We start from the raw sequence: 18271 nt of genomic DNA, 5'->3' as shown, positions 1-18271 counted from the left end.
TCGCCGGCAGGGGCAAGCGCGCCTCAGCGCAAGGGGCGCTTCTCCAGCTTGCGGGCCAGGGTACGGCGATGCATCCCCAGCCTTCGCGCCGCTTCCGATATGTTGAAGTCCACCTCCGCCAGCGTCTGGTGGATGTGCTCCCATTCCAAAGTCTTGATGCTCGACTGCCGCCCATCCACCGGCGCGTCGGGATTGCCGGCCGTCAGACCGAAGGCGCGTTCGATATCATCGGTGTTGGCCGGCTTGGCCAGGTAGTGCGAGGCGCCGAGCTTGATGGCTTCCACCGCGGTGGCGATGCTGGCGAAGCCGGTCAGCACCACGATCCGGACGTCGGCCAGGGCAGCGCGCAGCGTCTGCACGCAGGCCAGACCGGACGCGCCGCCCAGCTTCAGGTCGATCACCGCATAGTCCGGCCGGTGCCCGGCCAGCAGTTCGACCATGCCGTCATGGCTGTCGGTCGCGATCACGTGATAGCCGCGCCGTTCGAACGACCGGCGCAGCGTGCGCGCGAACGCGGCGTCGTCCTCCACGATCAGCAGCAGCGGCGGCGTTGCGGCTCCGCCGGCGGGCGGGGGCTGAAGGTCATCATTCATCCGGATCACCATGCGCGTCGAGGGCGAGGGCGGCCAGCGGGATCTCCATCCGCACGGTGGCGCCGCCTTCCGGATTGTTGCGGGCGCTGGCGGCGCCACCCATCTTGCGCAGCACGTTGACCAGCAGGAACAGGCCCACGCCGCCCCCGGCGCGCCCCTTGGTCGAATGATAGGGGCGGCCGAAGGATTCCAGCATCGCCGGATCGAAACCCGGCCCGCGGTCGGACACCTCCAGCACCAGGCAGCCGCGCACCCGCAGGGCGGTAAGGCCGATCCAGTGGGGGGAGACCTCCACCGCATTGTCGATCGCATTGCCGATCACCTGCCGCAATGCCGGGTCGGCGATGATGGGCACATCCGGTTCCCCGAAATGGTCGGCAAAGGCCAGCTCGGCCGGCATCCGCCCGGTGGCATTGCTGCGCCATTCGGCGACGATCGCCTGCAGGAAGGCGCGCACGCTGGTGAATTCCGTCGCGGTGCCGCGCGCCTCGCCCGCGGCCATCAGGATGGAGCTGACGATCGTCTTGCAGCGTTGTACCGCTGCCTCCATGTCGGCCAGGTCCTCCTGCAGATCCTCCTCTGCCGCCAATTGCGGCAGGCCGCGCCAGTCGCCGATCAGCACGGACAGCGAAGCCAGCGGCGTGCCCAGTTCATGCGCAGCACCCGATGCGAGCAGGCCCATCCGCACGATGTGATCATCCTCCGCCGCGCGCTGCCGCACCTGCGCCAGCGCCGCATCCCGCTCCGCCAAGTTGCGGGCGGTGCGGGTTACGAAGACCAGCAGCAGCACCGCGATCAAAGCGAAGCAGACGAAGCTGCCCTGCAGATAGAGCTGCAGCGGATCGGCAGCATAGGGTGCCGGCAGTCCCAGGGGCTGCGTCCACAACGATTGCGCCAGCAGCGCGGCCAGCGCCGCCGCGGCCAGCGCCCAGGCGGCGCGTTGCGACAGCAGGATCGCACCGAGCACCACCTGTAGCAGGAACAGAGGTGCGAAGGGATTGGCGATGCCGCCGGTGAAATGCAGCTGCCAGGCCAGCACCGCCACATCCAGCATCATTGCCAGTGTCAGCTCGCGATTGGTGACATCCCGCCGGCGGCGCAGCAGCGGCAGGCTGAGCAGGTTGACCGCCACCAGCAACAGCACGGCCGACAGCAGCGGCACCAGCGGCAGGGTGATCCCCATGGCATGTCGGACGACCTCGATCGTGATCAGCTGCCCCCCGACCGCGAACCAGCGCAGCTGGATCAGCAGCAGCAGGTTGCGGCGGCCGGCATCGGCCGGTGCATCGGCTGGCAGGATCTCGGTCGGGACAGCGGGCACGGCCATGGGGCGCATGTGGCCCGATCAGCGTGGCAGGCGCAACACCCGCCATGCGGCGAACAGGCACAATGCCGCCAGCGCGGCCCAGGTCAGCGCATAGGGCAGGTGATTGTCGGGGAAGTGCAGCACGGTCAGGCCACCCACGGGGTAGCCGCCCGGATTGGCCGCGCCGTCCGCGTCGATGAAGTATGGTGCCGTCCGCGCCAGCCCGTTGGTGCGCGCTATCCCCGCCACATCGCGGGAGAACCAGCGCCCGCCCGCGGGATCGTTGCTGCGCAGGAAGCCGCCATCCGGCTCGGTGACGCGCAACAGACCCGTTACGGTGACCGGTCCCGCAACATCCCCCGCGGCGCGGGTGGCGGAGGCGCGGCGTTCGCGCGGTACGAAGCCCCGATTGATCAGCACGGTGAAGCCCTGATCGGTGACCAGCGGGGTCATCACCCAGAACCCGCCGCCCAGATCCGTCACGGCCTGGACCAGAGTTTCACGATCATGGCGGAAAGTGCCGGTCGCGGTGACCCGGCGATAGACATCATCGGCTTCGGTGATGGCGGGCCAGCGATCCGGACCGGGGGCGGGGACCGGCGCAGCGGTGGCGCGGGTCTCCACGGCGTCGATCAGCTGGTGCTTCCATTCGCGTCGCTGGACCTGCCAGATGGCAAGGGCGATGCAGGTCGCCGCCAGCACGATCGCGATTCCTGCCAGCACCCACCGGCCGCCCCGCCGGGCGGGCGCCGGCGGAGGGGAAGGGGGACGGTCAATCATGCCCGGCCCCGTGCCTGGTCATGGGATCTGCGAGAGTTCGTGCGCCTGCGGCATCATGTTGCTGTGCAGATGGCTCATGACCCACAGCGACCCCGACAGCATGATCACCACCACGATAATGGTGAACACCAGCGTGGACAGCGACCAGCCGCCCTCCGCCTTGGAATTCATGTGCAGGAAGAAGATCATGTGCACCACGATCTGCACCACCGCGAAGACCGTGATGATCGCGGCGGTCGCGGCGGCGGAGAAGGTGCCGGTCATCACCAGCCAGAACGGGATGGCGGTCAGGATGACGGACGCCACGAAGCCGATCACATAGTCGCGCATGGTGGCATGCGGCAGTTCCGCCACGGCATGGCCGTCATGCTGCCCGCCGTGATGGGCGCCATGGCCTGCCTCGTGCCCGGTCGGCTGCGTTGCCTGCAGCGTCCCGCTCGGCTTGAGATCCGGATGCGACAGGTCGGCAGTACCCGGGTCGGCGGTGGTCTGGTCGTGACCGCTCATCGCAGCATCCCCATCAGATAGACAACGGTGAAGACGCCGATCCACACGACATCCAGGAAGTGCCAGAACATGCTGAGGCACGCGACGCGCCGCTGGTTGGCGGGGATCAGGCCCCGCTTGTTCAGCTGCACGATCAGGGTGACCAGCCAGACCAGGCCAAAGGTCACGTGCAGGCCGTGCGTGCCGACCAGTGTGAAGAAGGACGACAGGAACGCGCTGCGCTGCGGGCCCGCACCGATGTGGATCAGGTGCTGGAATTCGTACAGTTCGATGCCCAGGAAGGCGAGGCCGAACAGGCCGGTCACGGCCAGCCAGCCCTGCGTCGCGCGCAGTCTGTTCGCCTGCATCGACAGCATGGCAAAGCCATAGGTGATGGACGAGAACAGCAGCATGGCCGTGTTCAGCGCGATCAGCGGCAGCTCGAACAGGTCCTGCGGCCCCGGCCCGGCGGCGTAATTGCCCCCCAGCACGCCATAGGTGGCGAACAGGATCGCGAAGATCAGGCAGTCGCTCATCAGGTAGATCCAGAAGCCCAGCATGGTGCTGTAGCCTTCCGGATGGGCATGCTCTTCCACATCGTAGAAGCGGATGGGCTGGCCATCCACCTCTTCGGTGTGGGGAGCATCGGGCACTTCGATCGCCCAGTCGGAGGTGGTCATCGCACTCATGCTCCTGCCGCCTGCGGCTCCGCTGCGCGCAACGCATCGAGCTGGCGCGAGCGGGCTTCCTCCACCTCTGCCACCCGAGCGGCAGGGATGTGGAAATCGCGGTCGTAATTGAAGGTGTGGTAGATCGCGTAGCCGATCAGCGACACGAAGCTGAGGGCTGCCAGCCACCAGATGTGCCACACCAGCGCGAAGCCCATCACCAGGCTGATCCCGGCCAGGATCACGCCCGTGCCCGTGCTGCGCGGCATGTGGATGTCGCGATAGCCGGTGATCGGCCGGTCGTGGTGGCGGTTCTTCATGTCATGCCACGCATCCAGGTCATGGATCATCGGGGTGAAGGCAAAGTTGTACTCCGGCGGCGGGCTGCTGGTCGCCCATTCCAGGGTGCGGCCGTTCCACGGATCGCCGCTCTCGTCGCGCAGCTCCTCCCGCTTCCAGATGCTGACGGCGAACTGCACCAGCATGGCGCCGATGCCGGCCGCGATCATCACCGCGCCGATGGCCGCGATCACGAACCAGATCTGCAGGTCGGGATCGTCGAACACGCGCATCCGGCGGGTCACGCCCATCAGGCCCATGACATAGAGCGGGGTGAACGCGACCCAGAAGCCGGGCACCCAGCACCAGAAGCTGACCTTGCCCCAGAAGGTGTTCAGCTTGAAGCCGAACGCCTTGGGCCACCAGAAGTTGATCGCCGCGAACAGGCCGAACAGCACGCCCCCGATGATCACATTGTGGAAATGAGCAATCAGGAACAGCGAGTTGTGCAGCACGAAGTCCGCCGGCGGCACCGCCAGCAGCACGCCCGTCATGCCGCCCACGGTGAAGGTCAGCATGAAGGCGACCGTCCACATCATCGGCAGTTCGTACCGGATGCGGCCGCGATACATGGTGAACAGCCAGTTGAAGAGCTTGGCACCCGTCGGGATCGAGATGATCATGGTGGTGATGCCGAAGAAGCTGTTCACCGACGCACCGCTACCCATGGTGAAGAAGTGGTGCAGCCACACCAGGTAGCTCAGGATCATGATGACGATCGTGGCGTAGACCATGGAGGTATAGCCGAACAGGCGCTTGCCGCTGAACGTGCTGGTCACTTCGCTGAACACGCCGAACAGCGGCAGGATCAGGATGTAGACCTCCGGGTGGCCCCAGATCCAGATCAGGTTCACGTACATCATGGCGCTGCCGCCGAAATCGTTCGTGAAGAAGTTGGTCCCGACATAGCGGTCCAGCGTCAGCAGCGTCAGCACGGCGGTCAGCACGGGGAAGGACGCCACGATCAGGATGTTGGTGCACAGGCTTGTCCAGGTGAAGATCGGCATCTTCATCAGGCCCATGCCGGGCGCGCGCAGCTTCAGGATCGTCACGATCAGGTTGATGCCCGACAAGGTCGTGCCGACACCCGCGACCTGCAGCGACCACAGGTAGTAGTCGACGCCGACATTGGGGCTGTAGGCGATGCCGGACAGCGGCGGATAGGCCAGCCAGCCGGTCTGCGCGAACTCGCCGATGAACAGGCTCGCCATCACCAGCACGGCGCCGGCGGTGGTCATCCAGAAGCTGAAATTGTTCAGGAACGGGAAGCTGACGTCGCGCGCGCCGATCTGCAGCGGCACGACGTAGTTCATCAGGCCGGTGACGAAGGGCATCGCCACGAAGAAGATCATGATCACGCCATGGGCGGTGAACACCTGGTCGTAGTGGTGCGCGTTCAGATAACCTTCGGACCCGCCAAAGGCGATCGCCTGCTGGATGCGCATCATGATGGCATCGGCGAAGCCACGCAGGAACATGACCAGGCCCAGCACCATGTACATGATGCCGATCTTCTTGTGGTCCACGCTGGTGAACCACTCGTTCCACAGATAGCCCCACAGGCGGAACTTGGTCAGCAGCGCCAGCATCGCCAGGCCGCCCACGGCCACGGCGCCGAAGGTCGCGACCAGGATCGGCTCGTGCAGCGGGATGGCCTCGAGCGACAGGCGGCCGAGGATCGGGCCGACTTCGGGTGCGGGATGGGGAGTCATGGCTGCGGCTGGTCGCTCTGTGTCAGGTCTGCGGGAACGCCCGGATCATGTTCGGGCACGTCGTTACGGTCGACGAAGTTGGGCGGCGTATGCTCGGTGTTGCGGGTCTGGCCGGTCGCCTCGTCCTCCGCCACTTCCGTCGCATGCCAGATGTTCATGCCGACGAAGACGATGGCGCCCATTGCGGCCAGCAGCGCCACGACGATCACGGCGGTGCGGCCGAGCTTGCGCGAGCTGGGGGGTGATTGCTTGTCCATGGTGCGGTGTTCCCAGGATTACAGGAGCGCGGCGGCGAGCGAGGCCGGCCGCGACAGGCCGGCGCCGGTCAGCGGCGCGACATTGACGGGATCGAGCAGGCCGCCCTTCACGGGGTCGAGCTGCGCCAGGCAGGTCGCCTGGACGTAGCGCGAGCCATCGGCCAGCAGCATGCTGTCCGGGCCAGCGCTGCCGCGACCGGCATGCTTGTCGTAAGCCAGCCGGCGGACATTGTGGATGCCGGCGAGGCCCAGGCCGCCACGTTCGTCGATGGCCATCATCTCGTGCGCGCACATCTTGTCTTCTTCCACGCACATGTTGACCACCAGGTCGAACAGCTGCGGTTCCACGGCGGAGAAGTGCATCGGCGGCACCTTCTCGCTCGGGCGCTCCAGCAGCAGATAGGCGTCGCGGGTCAGCTCGCCCGGGCTGCTGCGAACCTTCTGCACCCAGCGGTCGAAATCGCCCGCGGACATGCTGTGCGCGCCGAACTGCATGTTGGAGAAGCCCGCGCCCGAATAGTTGGCGGACAGGCCGAAGAAGGAGCCGGTCTGGTCGAACTCCGCATGCAGCTTCGTCTCCATGCCGGGCATGGCGTAGATCTGCCCCGCCAGCGCCGGGATGTAGAAGCTGTTCATCACGGAGGAGCCGGAGATGCGGAAGCTGATCGGCCGGTCCACCGGCGCGACGAACTCGTTCACCGTGGCGATGCCCTGTTCGGGGTAGATGAACAGCCACTTCCAGTCGAGCGCCACCACCTGCACCTCGAGCGGGGCCTGCAATTCCTGCCCGGGCCCGAGCGGCGATTCCGCGCCGCCGGAGGTGAGCGGGCGGTAAGGATCGAGCAGATGGGTGCTGACCCAGGTCAATGCGCCCAGGCAGATGATGATCATCAGCGGCGCTGCCCAGATCAGCAGCTCCAGCTGAGTCGAATGGTCCCAGTCGGGCGCGTATTTCGCGTCCGTGTTGGCGGCGCGGTACTTCCACGCGAACCAGGCGGTTGCGGCCATCACCGGTGCCACGATCAGCAGCATCAGCAGAGTGGATATGACCACCAGATTGCCCTGCTGCCGGGCGATGTCGCCCGCAGGGTCAAGCACGATCAGCTCGCCACAACCGGCCAGCAGGGGCAGGGTGGCAAGCACGGGCAGGGCGCGACGGATCAGGCGGCCAGCGTTCGGATTCGTAGGCATATCTGGCCGCCTACACCGATGATGTTGCATTGCACATAGGGCAATTTGTCCAATCGGCACCGCGCGATGTGGCGGGCAAACGGCATCATTAATCCGCTGGCTGTCGCAGTGCAGCAATGCCGATTGCATCCTGGCGCTTGCCGGGTAAAGGCGGGCGGTCCAAGCAGCTGCAGGAACAAGAGGGATCATCATGGCCGCCGGAACGCTGCCGAGCACAGAGGCAGAACGCGATGCCCGCGTCGCCAACTCCGACAGAGGCGAACAGAAGGGTCACCGGATCGAGCCGGGGGAGATCGCCGTTGGCGTGATCATCGGTCGCACGTCCGAATTCTTCGACTTCTTCGTCTATGCGATCGCGTCGGTGCTGGTGTTCCCGCGCCTGATGTTCCCGTACATGGATCCGCTGCAGGGCACGCTGTGGTCCTTCGGCATCTTCGCGCTCGCCTTCCTGGCGCGGCCGGTGGGCACCATCGTGTTCACCTGGGTCGACCAGCGCAAGGGGCGGGGCGCCAAGCTGATCGCGGCGCTGTTCCTGCTGGGCGTCTCCACCGTGGTGATCGCCTTCCTGCCGGGCTACGAATCGATCGGCACCTGGTCTGCCGTCCTGCTGGCACTGTTCCGCATGGGGCAGGGCTTCGCCCTGGGCGGAACCTGGGATGGGCTGGCATCGCTGCTGGCGGTCAACGCGCCGGAAGGCCGGCGCGGCTGGTGGGCGATGATCCCGCAGCTGGGCGCGCCGATCGGCCTGATCGTGGCCAGCCTGCTGTTCGTGTTCCTGGTCAGCGTGCTGCCGGCACAGGATTTCCTGGCCTGGGGCTGGCGCTACCCCTTCTTCGTGGCCTTCGCCATCAACGTGGTGGCGCTGTTCGCGCGCCTGCGGATCGTGGTGACGCCGGAATATTCCACCCTGTTCGAAAAGCGGGAGCTGCAGCCCGCCCCGATCCTCGACACCATCCGCAGCGAGTGGAAGGTGATCGCCGCCGGCGCCTTCGCCCCGCTCGCCAGCTTCGCGCTGTTCCACATGGTCACCGTCTACCCGCTGTCCTGGGTGTTCCTCTACACGGAAGAAAGCCCGGTCCGCTTCCTGGTGATCGAGGCGATCGCGGGCGGCGTGGGCGTGCTGGCGGTGATTGCATCGGGGCTGCTGGCCGACCGGTTCGGCCGCCGCACGCTGCTGGGCATCACTGCGGCGCTGATCGCGGTATTCTCCTTCTTCGCCCCGCAGCTGCTGGATGCGGGCGAGAATGGGGAGATCGTGTTCATGATGGTCGGCTTCGTCATCCTGGGCATCGCCTTCGGCCAGTCCTCCGGCGCGCTGTCGCAGCGCTTCGCGCAGCGGCACCGCTACACCGCATCGGCACTGACGTCGGACTTCGCCTGGTTGTTCGGCGCGGGCTTTGCCCCGCTGGCGGCGCTGTGGCTGTCGTCCCGCTTCGGGCTGATCGCCGCGGGCGCCTATCTGCTCTCGGGTGCCGTGTGCACGCTGGTGGCGCTGTGGATCAACCGTGAGCTGGGCAAGAACATCGAATAATGGCCGTCAGGATATCGCGCTGGGGTCTCCGAACAGCTCCAGCGCGATGTTCAGGCAATTGCGTGCATCCAGCTGGATCAGCCCGATGGAGGTGGGGGCGTCGACGCGCTTGACGCCATCCTCCGTGATCTTGACCAGGAAGCGGTCGCAATTGTCGAGCACGATCATGGCAATTGCGCGGTTATCGTCCAGCGCAACGTTCGCCAGCACGCCTTCATACGCGACATAGCCTCCGTCATGCGCCATGCTGGTCACCACATAGGCGACCACGAACTGATCCGCCGATCGGGCCTGCGCGATCCACGGTTGAAACCAGCCAAGTACGGATCGCTCCCGCAGGCGACGCACCTGTTGCCGTGAGCCAAGACGGAAGGCGATCACACCTGTCATGACGGCAGGCAGCAGCAGGCTCAGCAGCCAGTACGGTACGGACCAGCCGGGTAGGTCGGCGAAGCTGTTGCTGCCAGCCTTCGCCTGTTCGCCCACCACGATCACACGATAGATGTTCGGATCGAACCGGACGTGGAGGCAGGTCGTGACAAGCCGGCAGAAAGTCTCCTGCGCGGCCAGCAGGGTCGACATGATGAAATGCCCCGCCACCGCACCGAAGACGATTGTCAGCAGGGAAAAGGTGGAGTTCGGCCGCTCCGGCGCCTGCGAGACAAGCTCGTTATACTCGGCCAATCTCAGGCCGGCCCACACGCTGAAGCCTGGCGCCAGCAACAGCAGGACCAGGAACAGCGCGTAGCTGAAGCTCATGGGTTCTCGGGCTGCCGCATCACCACCGACACCCGCCCGGTATAGGTCTGGCGTTCGTCAGGTTCCGGCTCGGGAACCCCCGCATTATCCAACACCCAGGACCAGCCGTTCTCCCGCACCGCTTTCCGGACAGCATTCCAGCTGCCGAAATGCCGGTGGATCGCACCGGCGCGTTCCAGGGACTGATCGGAATTGACTTGCATGCGGCGCTCCAGAACCCGCTCAATCTAGGTCCGGAGCGCCGGTCTTGCAATCACCCGCTCAGCGCCAGCCCAGCGCCGGCGCCACATGCCGGACGATGTTCTCCAGCACATGCGCGTTGTAGTCGACGCCCAGCTGGTTGGGCACTGTCAGCAGCAGCGTGTCGGCCTCGGCGATCGCCTCGTCCGCGCGCAACTGCTCCACCAGCCGGTCCGGCTCCGCGGCGTAGCTGCGGCCGAACACCGCGCGCATATTGTCGATGATGCCGACCTGGTCCTGGTCGCCGCTGCGCCCGAAATAGGCCCGGTCGCTATCATCGGTGATGGCGAAGATCGAACGGCTGACCGATACGCGAGGCTTGCGCGTATGCCCGGCTGCGGCCCACGCCTCGCGGTACAGCCTGATCTGCCGTGCCTGCTGCACGTGAAACGGCTCGCCGCTCTCGTCTTCCTTCAACGTGCTGCTCTGCAGGTTCATGCCCATTTCGCCCGCCCAGACGGCGGTCGCATTGCTGGCGCTGCCCCACCAGATGCGGTCACGCAGCCCGGTGGAGGTCGGCTCCAGCCGCAGCCTGCCCGGCGGGTTGGGGAACATCGGGCGGGGGTTCGGTTCCGCAAAACCCTCGCCCTTCAGCAGGTCGAAGAACTGCGCGCCGTGGCGCCGGCCCATGTCGCCATCGCTTTCGCCCGGCTGCGGAGCATAGCCGAAGTGGCGCCATCCCTCGATCACCTGCTCGGGCGATCCCCGGCTGATGCCGAGCTGCAGCCGGCCACCGCTGATCAGGTCCGCCGCGCTGGCATCCTCCACCATGTAGAACGGGTTCTCGTACCGCATGTCGATCACACCCGTGCCGATCTCGATCCGGCTGGTCCGCGCGCCCACCGCGGCCAGCAGCGGGAACGGACTGGCGAGCTGGCGGGCGAAATGGTGCACCCGGTAATAGGCGCCATCCACGCCCAGCTCCTCCGCCGCCACGGCCAGGTCGATCGATTGCAGCAGCACGTCCTGTGCGGAGCGGGTGTGCGACTGGCCGTGGGGCGACCAGTGACCGAAACTGAGGAAGCCGATATTCTTGCGCATGGCGAATGGGTCCGTCCGGGTGATGTGTGTCCACCATCAAGGCATCGGCCGGCCTTCGCGCAAGAAGGGACACGGATGTTACCGCCGCTGGCCGCACTGTTTTAGTCTCGTGAGACACCTTCCTCTTGTGTTGCCCCATGGCAACACTACTTTTCACCCTATCATCATCGCTGGGGAGCAAGGGCAGGCATGAACCTGGACAAGTACACCGATCGGGCAAAGGGCTTTCTGCAGGCCGCGCAGACGGTCGCCATCCGCAACAACCACCAGCGGATCAGCCCGGACCATCTGCTGCAGGCGCTGCTGGACGACCCCGAAGGGATGGCCGCCGGCCTGATCACCCGTGCGGGCGGCGATCCCAAGGCCGCGACCGACGCGCTGGCGCAGGCGCTGGCGAAGATCCCTGCCGTCTCCGGCTCCGGCGCGCAGGCGACGCCCGGCCTCGACAATGATGCGGTGCGCGTGCTCGACCAGGCGGAGCAGGTGGCGACCAAGGCAGGCGACAGCTTCGTCACCGTGGAGCGGCTGCTGCTGGCGCTGGCGCTGGCCAAGACCACCTCCGCCGGCCGCTCGCTGGAGGCAGCGGGCGTCACGGCAGAGGCGCTGAACACCGCCATCAACGCGCTGCGCAATGGCCGCAATGCCGACAGCGCCAATGCTGAACAAGCCTATGACGCGATGAAGCGCTATGCCCGCGACCTGACCGAAGCCGCCCGCGCGGGCAAGCTGGATCCGGTGATCGGCCGGGACGAGGAGATCCGCCGCACCATCCAGATCCTCGCCCGCCGGACCAAGAACAACCCAGTGCTGATCGGCGAACCCGGCACCGGCAAGACCGCCATCGCCGAAGGTCTGGCGCTGCGCATCGCCAATGGCGACGTGCCCGACAGCCTGAAGGACCGCGCGCTGATGAGCCTCGACATGGGCTCCCTGATCGCCGGCGCGAAATATCGCGGCGAGTTCGAGGAGCGGCTGAAGGCCGTGCTGGACGAGGTGAAGGGCGCCGAGGGGCACATCATCCTGTTCATCGACGAGATGCACACGCTGATCGGCGCCGGGGCGAGCGAGGGCAGCATGGATGCCGGCAATCTGCTGAAGCCGGCGCTCGCCCGCGGCGAACTGCACTGCATCGGCGCGACCACGCTGGATGAGTACCAGAAATATGTGGAGAAGGACGCCGCTTTGCAGCGCCGCTTCCAGCCGGTCTTCGTGGCGGAGCCGACGGTGGAGGACACCGTCTCCATCCTGCGCGGGCTGAAGGAGAAGTACGAGCTGCATCATGGCGTGCGCATCACCGATGGCGCTATCGTGGCGGCGGCGCAGCTCAGCAACCGCTACATCCAGGATCGCTTCCTGCCCGACAAGGCGATCGACCTGATGGACGAGGCCGCCAGCCGCATCCGCATGGAGGTGGAAAGCAAGCCGGAGGAGATCGAAGGGCTCGACCGCCGGATCATCCAGCTGAAGATTGAGGAGCAGGCGCTCGGCAAGGAAACGGACACGGCCAGCCGCGACCGGTTGACCGCTCTGCGCCAGGAACTCGGCCGGCTGGAGGGCGAGAGCGCGGAACTGACCGCGCGCTGGCAGGGCGAACGCGACAAGATCCATGCCGAAGCCCGCATCAAGGAGCAGCTGGACGCCCTGCGGCTGGAGCTGGAGCAGGCGCAGCGCTCCGGCGATCTCGGCCGGGCGGGCGAGCTGTCCTATGGCCGCATCCCCGATCTGGAGCGCAAGCTGGCCGAGGCGCAGGCGCTGACCGGCACGGCCATGCTGCGCGAGGAGGTGACGGCGGACGACATCGCCGGCGTGGTCAGCCGCTGGACCGGCGTGCCGGTCGACCGGATGATGCAGGGCGAGCGGGATAAGCTGCTGCGCATGGAGCAGGTGATCGGCCAGCGGGTGATCGGCCAGCAGCAGGCCGTCGCCGCCGTCAGCAAGGCGGTGCGCCGCGCGCGCGCCGGCCTGCAGGACCCGAACCGGCCGCTCGGCAGCTTCCTGTTCCTGGGCCCCACCGGCGTGGGCAAGACGGAGCTGACCAAGGCGCTGGCCGCGTTCCTGTTCGACGATGACAGCGCCATGGTGCGGATCGACATGAGCGAGTTCATGGAGAAGCACGCCGTCGCCCGCCTGATCGGCGCCCCCCCGGGCTATGTCGGCTACGAGGAAGGCGGCGTGCTGACCGAGGCCGTGCGCCGCCGCCCCTATCAGGTGGTGCTGTTCGACGAGGTGGAGAAGGCCCACCCTGACGTGTTCAACGTGCTGCTGCAGGTGCTGGACGACGGCCGGCTGACCGACGGGCAGGGCAGGGTGGTCGATTTCAGCAATACGCTGATCATCCTGACCAGCAATCTGGGCAGCCAGTTCCTGGCCGGCATGGACGAAGGGCAGAGCGTGGAGGAGGTCGAGCCGCAGGTGATGGATGTGGTGCGCGGGCATTTCCGCCCCGAATTCCTGAACCGGCTGGACGAGATCATCCTGTTCCACCGTCTGGGGCAGGAGCACATGGCGCCGATCGTGGAGATCCAGGTCGGCCGGGTGCAGACCTTGCTGCGCGACCGCAAGATCGTGCTCGACCTGTCGGATGCGGCGAAGCGCTGGCTGGGGCGTGTCGGCTACGATCCGGTCTATGGCGCCCGGCCGCTGAAGCGCGCGGTGCAGCGCTACGTGCAGGATCCGCTGGCCGAGAAGCTGCTGGCGGGCGAGGTGCCCGATGGCAGCACCGTGCATGTGGAGGATGGCGACGGCGCGCTGGTGTTTGACGTCCGGTAAAGCTCGTCAGAAGGGTCGTCCCAGCGGACCCGCAAGGTCCAGCGGGGCGGCCCGGATCCAGCGCGAGGCGATCAGCTTCACGCCTTGCGCCACCGGCAGGCCGGCATGCCACATTCTCTGGTCCGGCTGGCCGGCTGCATCCAGGCAGGGGAAGTGCAGCGCCTCCCCCAGCTTGCCCCGCCATTCATAGCCGAGCTTGGGAAAGGTAGTCGCGCCGCCGGTGAAGTCGGCCTTGAGCACGATCAGGACGGTGGAGACGCGCTGGTTTCCGCCGGGTGGCAGGGCGTCCGAATGCAGCCGGTATTCGTGTCCGGGGCCATAGCCCAGCACCTGCAGCGGCTCCCCATGATCGACCGCGTGACCGGCGGCGGCGGCAATCCGCCGGTTGAGCGCATGGATCACCATGTCCTCCTGCACGAAGGGGAAGCTGGTGGCATGAGCCCGGCGCACCGGGTGCTGGACCATGGCCCCGGTCTGTGGATCGACGACGGTCGCCGGCTGCAGCATCGGGGCGGCGCGATCGGTGACATAGCGGCATTCGGCCGCCGTCAGGAAGCGTGGCGCGTGCCACATGCCCGCGGCGGCGGGCAGATTGGTGACGGGGGGCCGGTTCAGCGGATTGCCATCGCCGTCCAGCGCCATGGCGTCGAGCAGATCGGCCTGGCGCCGGGCCAGGGGATCGCGGACGGCGCGCCGGCGCAGCAGGGTGAGGGCGCGGGTCCAGTCGCGAGGTGTTCCGCCGGCGCCGTTGGCGAGCAGGGCGATGAACACCGGCTCCGCTTCATCGGCGCCCAGCGCAGCCGCGAGGCCGTACAGTTCCCGGGCCGCCGCCAGGTCGCGCCGGATCAGCGTGCCGGCCATGCGCCAGCCTGCCAGCAGCATGGCGGCGGTGGCATCGCCATCTTCCACCGCGCGGCTCAACACGGCGTAGGCCTGATCCACCGCGCCGCGTTGCGCAAGTTCGGTGGCGATGTCTGACGGTTGCTGCGGGACGGCCATGCCCCTGTCTGGACCGGATGGCCCCATAAGAAAAGGGGCCGGAACCGACCGGTTCCGACCCCTTCGCTTGTGACTGTCAGTCAGACCGTGATCAGAAGCGACCCAGGAAGCTGACGAACATGTTGCGGCCGCGCACGCGGTAGATGCCGCTGCCGTCGCCGGTGCCGGTCAGGCCCAGCGGCGGGATCGTGTTGAGGATGTTGTCCATACCGATGGTGAACCGCGAGTCTTCCTCGACCTCGAACTCCACGCGGACGTCGTGGTAGAACACGTCCGGATATTCCAGGATGTCCGCATAATCGAGGTTGTTCGGCGGGCAACCATTGGGGGTGCAGGCACCCGGCAGCGCGTTCGTATCCTCGTACAGGTTGATCGTCTGCGGGCCGATGTAGGACATCGTGTAGCCCAGCGTGACCGGACCCTTGTTCAGGTTCACGTTCCAGCGGAACTCGTCCTTAGGGTTGCCCAGTTCGCTGAGGATCCGGTTCTCGAAGTCAGGGTTCGACGGGTTCTCGAAATTGCTGCGTTCGATGTTGTGGGTGTACAGGAAGCGCGTGCTGACCGTCGCATCGGCACCGAGATCGGTCGAGTAGCTGAGATCGAAGTCGATCCCGCGCGCCGTCCGCGATGCGAAGTTGAGCGGGGTGATCCGCGCGCTCAGATCCAGCACCTGACCCGGAACCTCGCCGTTCGGGCCAGCACCCGGACCACGGAAGCGCTGGAACAGGCTGCAGAACTGGTTGTTCAGGTCAGGCTGGTCGTAGCACGCATTCACCACGTTCTGCGCACTGAGCGAGGTGATGACGTTGTCCACCGAGATGTCGAAATAATCGACAGTGAGGTTCAGGCCCGGAATGGCGACCGGCGTGAACACCGCGCCCAACGTGTACGAGTCCGACGTTTCCTCGAACAGGTCGGGGTTGGCGCCGCTGAGGATCTCCAGCGAGTAGGCCGGCAGGGCGATGAACTGTGCGCTGTTCAGCAGGCCACCCAGATCCGCCGAGCAGTTCGCCAGACGATTGGGGTTGTTACCGATGTTCTGCGGCAGACACGGATCGCTGAAGCCAGGTGCGAAGTTCTGGCCGAACGACGACGAGGTTTCCTGCAGGTTCGGCGCACGCACCGAGCGGCCATAGGCGCCGCGCAGACGCAGACCCCGGACGATCTCCCACTCCGCGCCGCCATTGTAGGCCCAAGTCGTGCCAGTGGCGCCATTGTAGTCGGACACGCACACCGCGCCCGAGACGGAGAAGCTTTCCACGAACGGCAGGTCGGCCAGCAGCGGCAGACGCAGTTCGGCGAAGGCTTCCTTGACCTCGAACGGCTCCGGATCGAAGGTCGGCAGCGCGTTGTAGAACGTGCGGCCGCTTTCGACGAGCGGATCGGCCTGGAAGAACAGTTCCTCACGGCGATACTCGCCACCAACGGCGAAGCCGATCGGGCCACCCGGCAGTTCGAAGAAGGAGGAGGTGTCACCCGAGACGAAGCCCGACACGACCAGCTGCTCCAGCGTAGCCTTGGAGACGGTGTCCTGCGTGATGTAGGCCGCCGCGGCGCGGTTGTCGCCGGCACCGAACGGATTGTAGGGCACGCAGTTCGCGATATCCGCAGCCAGCGCTTCCGCGTCGCCCGGATTGCCGTACTCGTAAGCCGCGGCAGGATCGATCTGCGACCGGCAGACGATCTGGCCGGAAGAGTTGCGGGCGGAATCCATCGCCAGCATGAACCGCTGCGGGATCAGGTTGCCGAGGACGGTCGTGTTCTCGGTCACCTTGCCGTAGTTGGCCGACAGTTCGTAAGCGAAGCTGCTACCGAAGTCGCCGCGAAGACCGGCGACGATGCGGTACACTTCACGCTCGGAATCCTCGTCCCGGATGCCGAGGTCGGTCAGGTTGCGGGCGACGGCGAAACGGTAGCTACCGTCGGCGATAGCGGCACGCTGCACGTCGGTCAGCGGAGTGCGGGCAGTCAGGCTGGTGGCATTCAGGCCCGAAGCGAGGATCGCATTGGCGATGGTCGTGCTGGCAGCCGGGTTCAGATAGGGGTTGTCCAGCCGCGGCCGTTCGCGCGAGTCACCATAGGTGCCGCCCTGCCCGAATGCCGGACCGGAGTTGAGGCCGCGCGTCTTGATGTTGACGTACTTCGCCTCGACGAACGGGATCAGCGCCGGCGATACTTCGAACTTCGCCAGCAGGTTGACGTTGATCCGTTCCTGGCTCGGCAGGACGCTCAGCACCTGACCTTCGCGGCCGGTCTGGCCGTTGCCACCCACGATGCCGCCGATCGGGCCGGTGCTGAAACGGCTGCCGGTCTGGGGCGACAGGGTGCCGTCGGGGTTGAAGATGTAGGTGCAGTTGTAAGGCGTGCCGGTGTTGACCGGACCGCCATCGCTGTTGCCCAGACCCGTGCCGCAGCCGGCGGCGCCGGCTGCCTGCGGGATCGGCACGAGGCCGAGATAGTGGATCGAAGCCGAGCGGATATCGCGGAAGAAGGCGCGGTCGGGGTAGCCGTCGCTGCCGTTCCGGCCTGCGCCCAGCGCCGGATCGGCGTCGATCACACCGAAGGCGTTGTTCTGGCGCAGCCACGGCACGTTGGAAGCGAACACGCGATCCTGATTGGCGAATTCGGCATGTACGGTGACGTTGCCGCGCCCTTCGGCGAAGTTGGTGCCCGCCAGGCCGGAAATGTACTGGCCGTTGAAGTCGCCATCGGTGTTCACGTTCGCGTGGCCGCGAACCTGGAAGCCTTCGAAATCGTCCTTCAGCACGAAATTGACGACGCCGGCGATCGCATCGGAACCATAGATGGCGGAATTGCCGCCGGTCACGATGTCGACCCGCTCGACCAGATCGGTCGGGATCGTGTTGACGTCGACCGACACGCCGTTGTTCAGGATATCGGCCGCGACATGGCGGCGGCCATTGACCAGCGTCAGCGTGCGCTGCGTGCCCAGGCCACGCAGATCCAGCAGGTTGAGGCCGGCGGTGCCGAGGCTGTTGCCCGAGTTGGACTGGCTGAAGGTGCTGCGCAGCTGCGGCAGGTCGTTCAGCGCGTCACCGACATTGACGGTGGCCTGGTTGAAGAACGTTTCGCCCGAAACGACGGTGACGGGCGTGGGCGAATCGAGGTTGGTGCGGGCGATGCGCGAGCCGGTTACGATGATCGCGTTGCTCTGAACCGTTTCGCCGTCGCACAGGCCGTCCGTGTTGGCATCGGCACAGTCGCGCGCAGGCTGCGTGGTGGTGCTGGTCGCGTCCTGCGCAAAGGCCGGGGCCGCAATGCCCATAAGGGCCAAAGCGGGCATGGCCACGCCTGCCTTGAGCACGCGTCCGCGGAATTGGTTGCTGTTCATGTTTGTGCAGTCCCCATTGTTCTTCAGCCAGTGTGCGCCTGACGCAATTCTTTCACTGATCTGAACAGGTTGCTGCGATATTGGCAGCATCGTTACAATCAGAACCATTACCCCGGCGGCTGATCTTTGCAGCAGTGTGACTTTTTGGCGACACTAATGGTATGTGGCATACAATCGGCAGCCGCCCGTAAGCGCCTCCCTTCGTCGAAGCCGTGGGCAGCTCGTGCGCATTAATGTTGCGTCAGCGC

General features: G+C 66.3%; 15 protein-coding genes. 2 read left to right on the top strand and 13 right to left on the bottom strand.

The window, feature by feature from the left end:
• Positions 1 to 23: 23 nt before the first annotated feature.
• Genes D5S08_RS02845 through cyoA form a run of 8 tightly spaced genes read right to left on the bottom strand, consistent with a single transcriptional unit; the run spans position 24 to position 7332 of the window.
• The gene (locus D5S08_RS02845) at positions 24 to 593 is read right to left on the bottom strand and encodes a response regulator transcription factor (protein ID WP_121115268.1); all 570 of its coding nucleotides are present in this window, start codon (positions 591 to 593) and stop codon (positions 24 to 26) included.
• Positions 586 to 1920: an ATP-binding protein gene (locus tag D5S08_RS02840; protein ID WP_241557175.1), complete on the bottom strand. Its 1335-nt coding sequence runs from the start codon at positions 1918 to 1920 to the stop codon at positions 586 to 588. The genes D5S08_RS02845 and D5S08_RS02840 overlap by 8 nt, the downstream gene beginning before the upstream one ends.
• A gap of 18 nt (positions 1921 to 1938) precedes the next feature.
• Positions 1939 to 2679 carry an SURF1 family protein gene (locus tag D5S08_RS02835; protein WP_121115265.1) on the bottom strand — a complete coding sequence of 247 codons (741 nt, stop codon included), beginning with the start codon at positions 2677 to 2679 and terminating at the stop codon, positions 1939 to 1941.
• An 18-nt stretch (positions 2680 to 2697) separates the two neighbouring features.
• Complete coding sequence (gene cyoD, locus D5S08_RS17435; RefSeq protein ID WP_121115263.1) at positions 2698 to 3186, bottom strand: cytochrome o ubiquinol oxidase subunit IV; 489 nt, start codon at positions 3184 to 3186, stop codon at positions 2698 to 2700.
• On the bottom strand, positions 3183 to 3845 hold the full coding sequence (gene cyoC / locus D5S08_RS02825) for a cytochrome o ubiquinol oxidase subunit III (protein ID WP_121115492.1): 663 nt from the start codon (positions 3843 to 3845) through the stop codon (positions 3183 to 3185). Before cyoC ends, cyoD begins: the two co-directional genes overlap by 4 nt.
• Before the next feature lie 5 nt (positions 3846 to 3850).
• The gene (cyoB, locus tag D5S08_RS02820; RefSeq protein WP_121115261.1) at positions 3851 to 5884 is read right to left on the bottom strand and encodes a cytochrome o ubiquinol oxidase subunit I; all 2034 of its coding nucleotides are present in this window, start codon (positions 5882 to 5884) and stop codon (positions 3851 to 3853) included.
• The gene (locus tag D5S08_RS02815) at positions 5881 to 6141 is read right to left on the bottom strand and encodes a hypothetical protein (protein ID WP_121115259.1); all 261 of its coding nucleotides are present in this window, start codon (positions 6139 to 6141) and stop codon (positions 5881 to 5883) included. The genes cyoB and D5S08_RS02815 overlap by 4 nt, the downstream gene beginning before the upstream one ends.
• A gap of 18 nt (positions 6142 to 6159) precedes the next feature.
• Positions 6160 to 7332, bottom strand: a complete 1173-nt coding sequence (gene cyoA, locus D5S08_RS02810) for a ubiquinol oxidase subunit II (protein ID WP_121115257.1) — start codon at positions 7330 to 7332, stop codon at positions 6160 to 6162.
• A gap of 190 nt (positions 7333 to 7522) precedes the next feature.
• Between cyoA and D5S08_RS02805 the strand changes: the two genes are divergently transcribed.
• On the top strand, positions 7523 to 8863 hold the full coding sequence (locus D5S08_RS02805) for an MFS transporter (RefSeq protein WP_121115255.1): 1341 nt from the start codon (positions 7523 to 7525) through the stop codon (positions 8861 to 8863).
• A 6-nt stretch (positions 8864 to 8869) separates the two neighbouring features.
• Here the strand turns inward: D5S08_RS02805 and D5S08_RS02800 are convergent, their stop codons facing one another.
• The 3 genes from D5S08_RS02800 to D5S08_RS02790 are packed head-to-tail and all read right to left on the bottom strand — an operon-like array spanning position 8870 to position 10903.
• Complete coding sequence (locus tag D5S08_RS02800; protein ID WP_121115253.1) at positions 8870 to 9622, bottom strand: hypothetical protein; 753 nt, start codon at positions 9620 to 9622, stop codon at positions 8870 to 8872.
• Positions 9619 to 9825: a hypothetical protein gene (locus D5S08_RS02795; RefSeq protein ID WP_121115250.1), complete on the bottom strand. Its 207-nt coding sequence runs from the start codon at positions 9823 to 9825 to the stop codon at positions 9619 to 9621. Before D5S08_RS02795 ends, D5S08_RS02800 begins: the two co-directional genes overlap by 4 nt.
• A gap of 58 nt (positions 9826 to 9883) precedes the next feature.
• Positions 9884 to 10903 carry an LLM class flavin-dependent oxidoreductase gene (locus D5S08_RS02790; RefSeq protein WP_121115249.1) on the bottom strand — a complete coding sequence of 340 codons (1020 nt, stop codon included), beginning with the start codon at positions 10901 to 10903 and terminating at the stop codon, positions 9884 to 9886.
• A gap of 189 nt (positions 10904 to 11092) precedes the next feature.
• Here D5S08_RS02790 and clpB point away from each other — a divergent pair, with 189 nt between their 5' ends.
• Positions 11093 to 13672 (top strand): ATP-dependent chaperone ClpB, encoded by a 2580-nt coding sequence (gene clpB, locus D5S08_RS02785; protein WP_121115247.1) that lies wholly within the window; start codon positions 11093 to 11095, stop codon positions 13670 to 13672.
• 6 nt (positions 13673 to 13678) lie between these two features.
• On the opposite strand, the gene D5S08_RS02780 is transcribed toward clpB, so the two are convergent.
• Complete coding sequence (locus D5S08_RS02780; protein ID WP_162301905.1) at positions 13679 to 14671, bottom strand: 2OG-Fe(II) oxygenase; 993 nt, start codon at positions 14669 to 14671, stop codon at positions 13679 to 13681.
• A 91-nt stretch (positions 14672 to 14762) separates the two neighbouring features.
• On the bottom strand, positions 14763 to 18023 hold the full coding sequence (locus D5S08_RS02775) for a TonB-dependent receptor domain-containing protein (protein ID WP_121115244.1): 3261 nt from the start codon (positions 18021 to 18023) through the stop codon (positions 14763 to 14765).
• Positions 18024 to 18271 lie beyond the last annotated feature (248 nt).

It is taken from the genome of Croceibacterium ferulae (assembly GCF_003660445.1).
GTDB classification, from domain to species: domain Bacteria; phylum Pseudomonadota; class Alphaproteobacteria; order Sphingomonadales; family Sphingomonadaceae; genus Croceibacterium; species Croceibacterium ferulae.
This window is presented reverse-complemented; position numbering and strand designations above follow the sequence as displayed.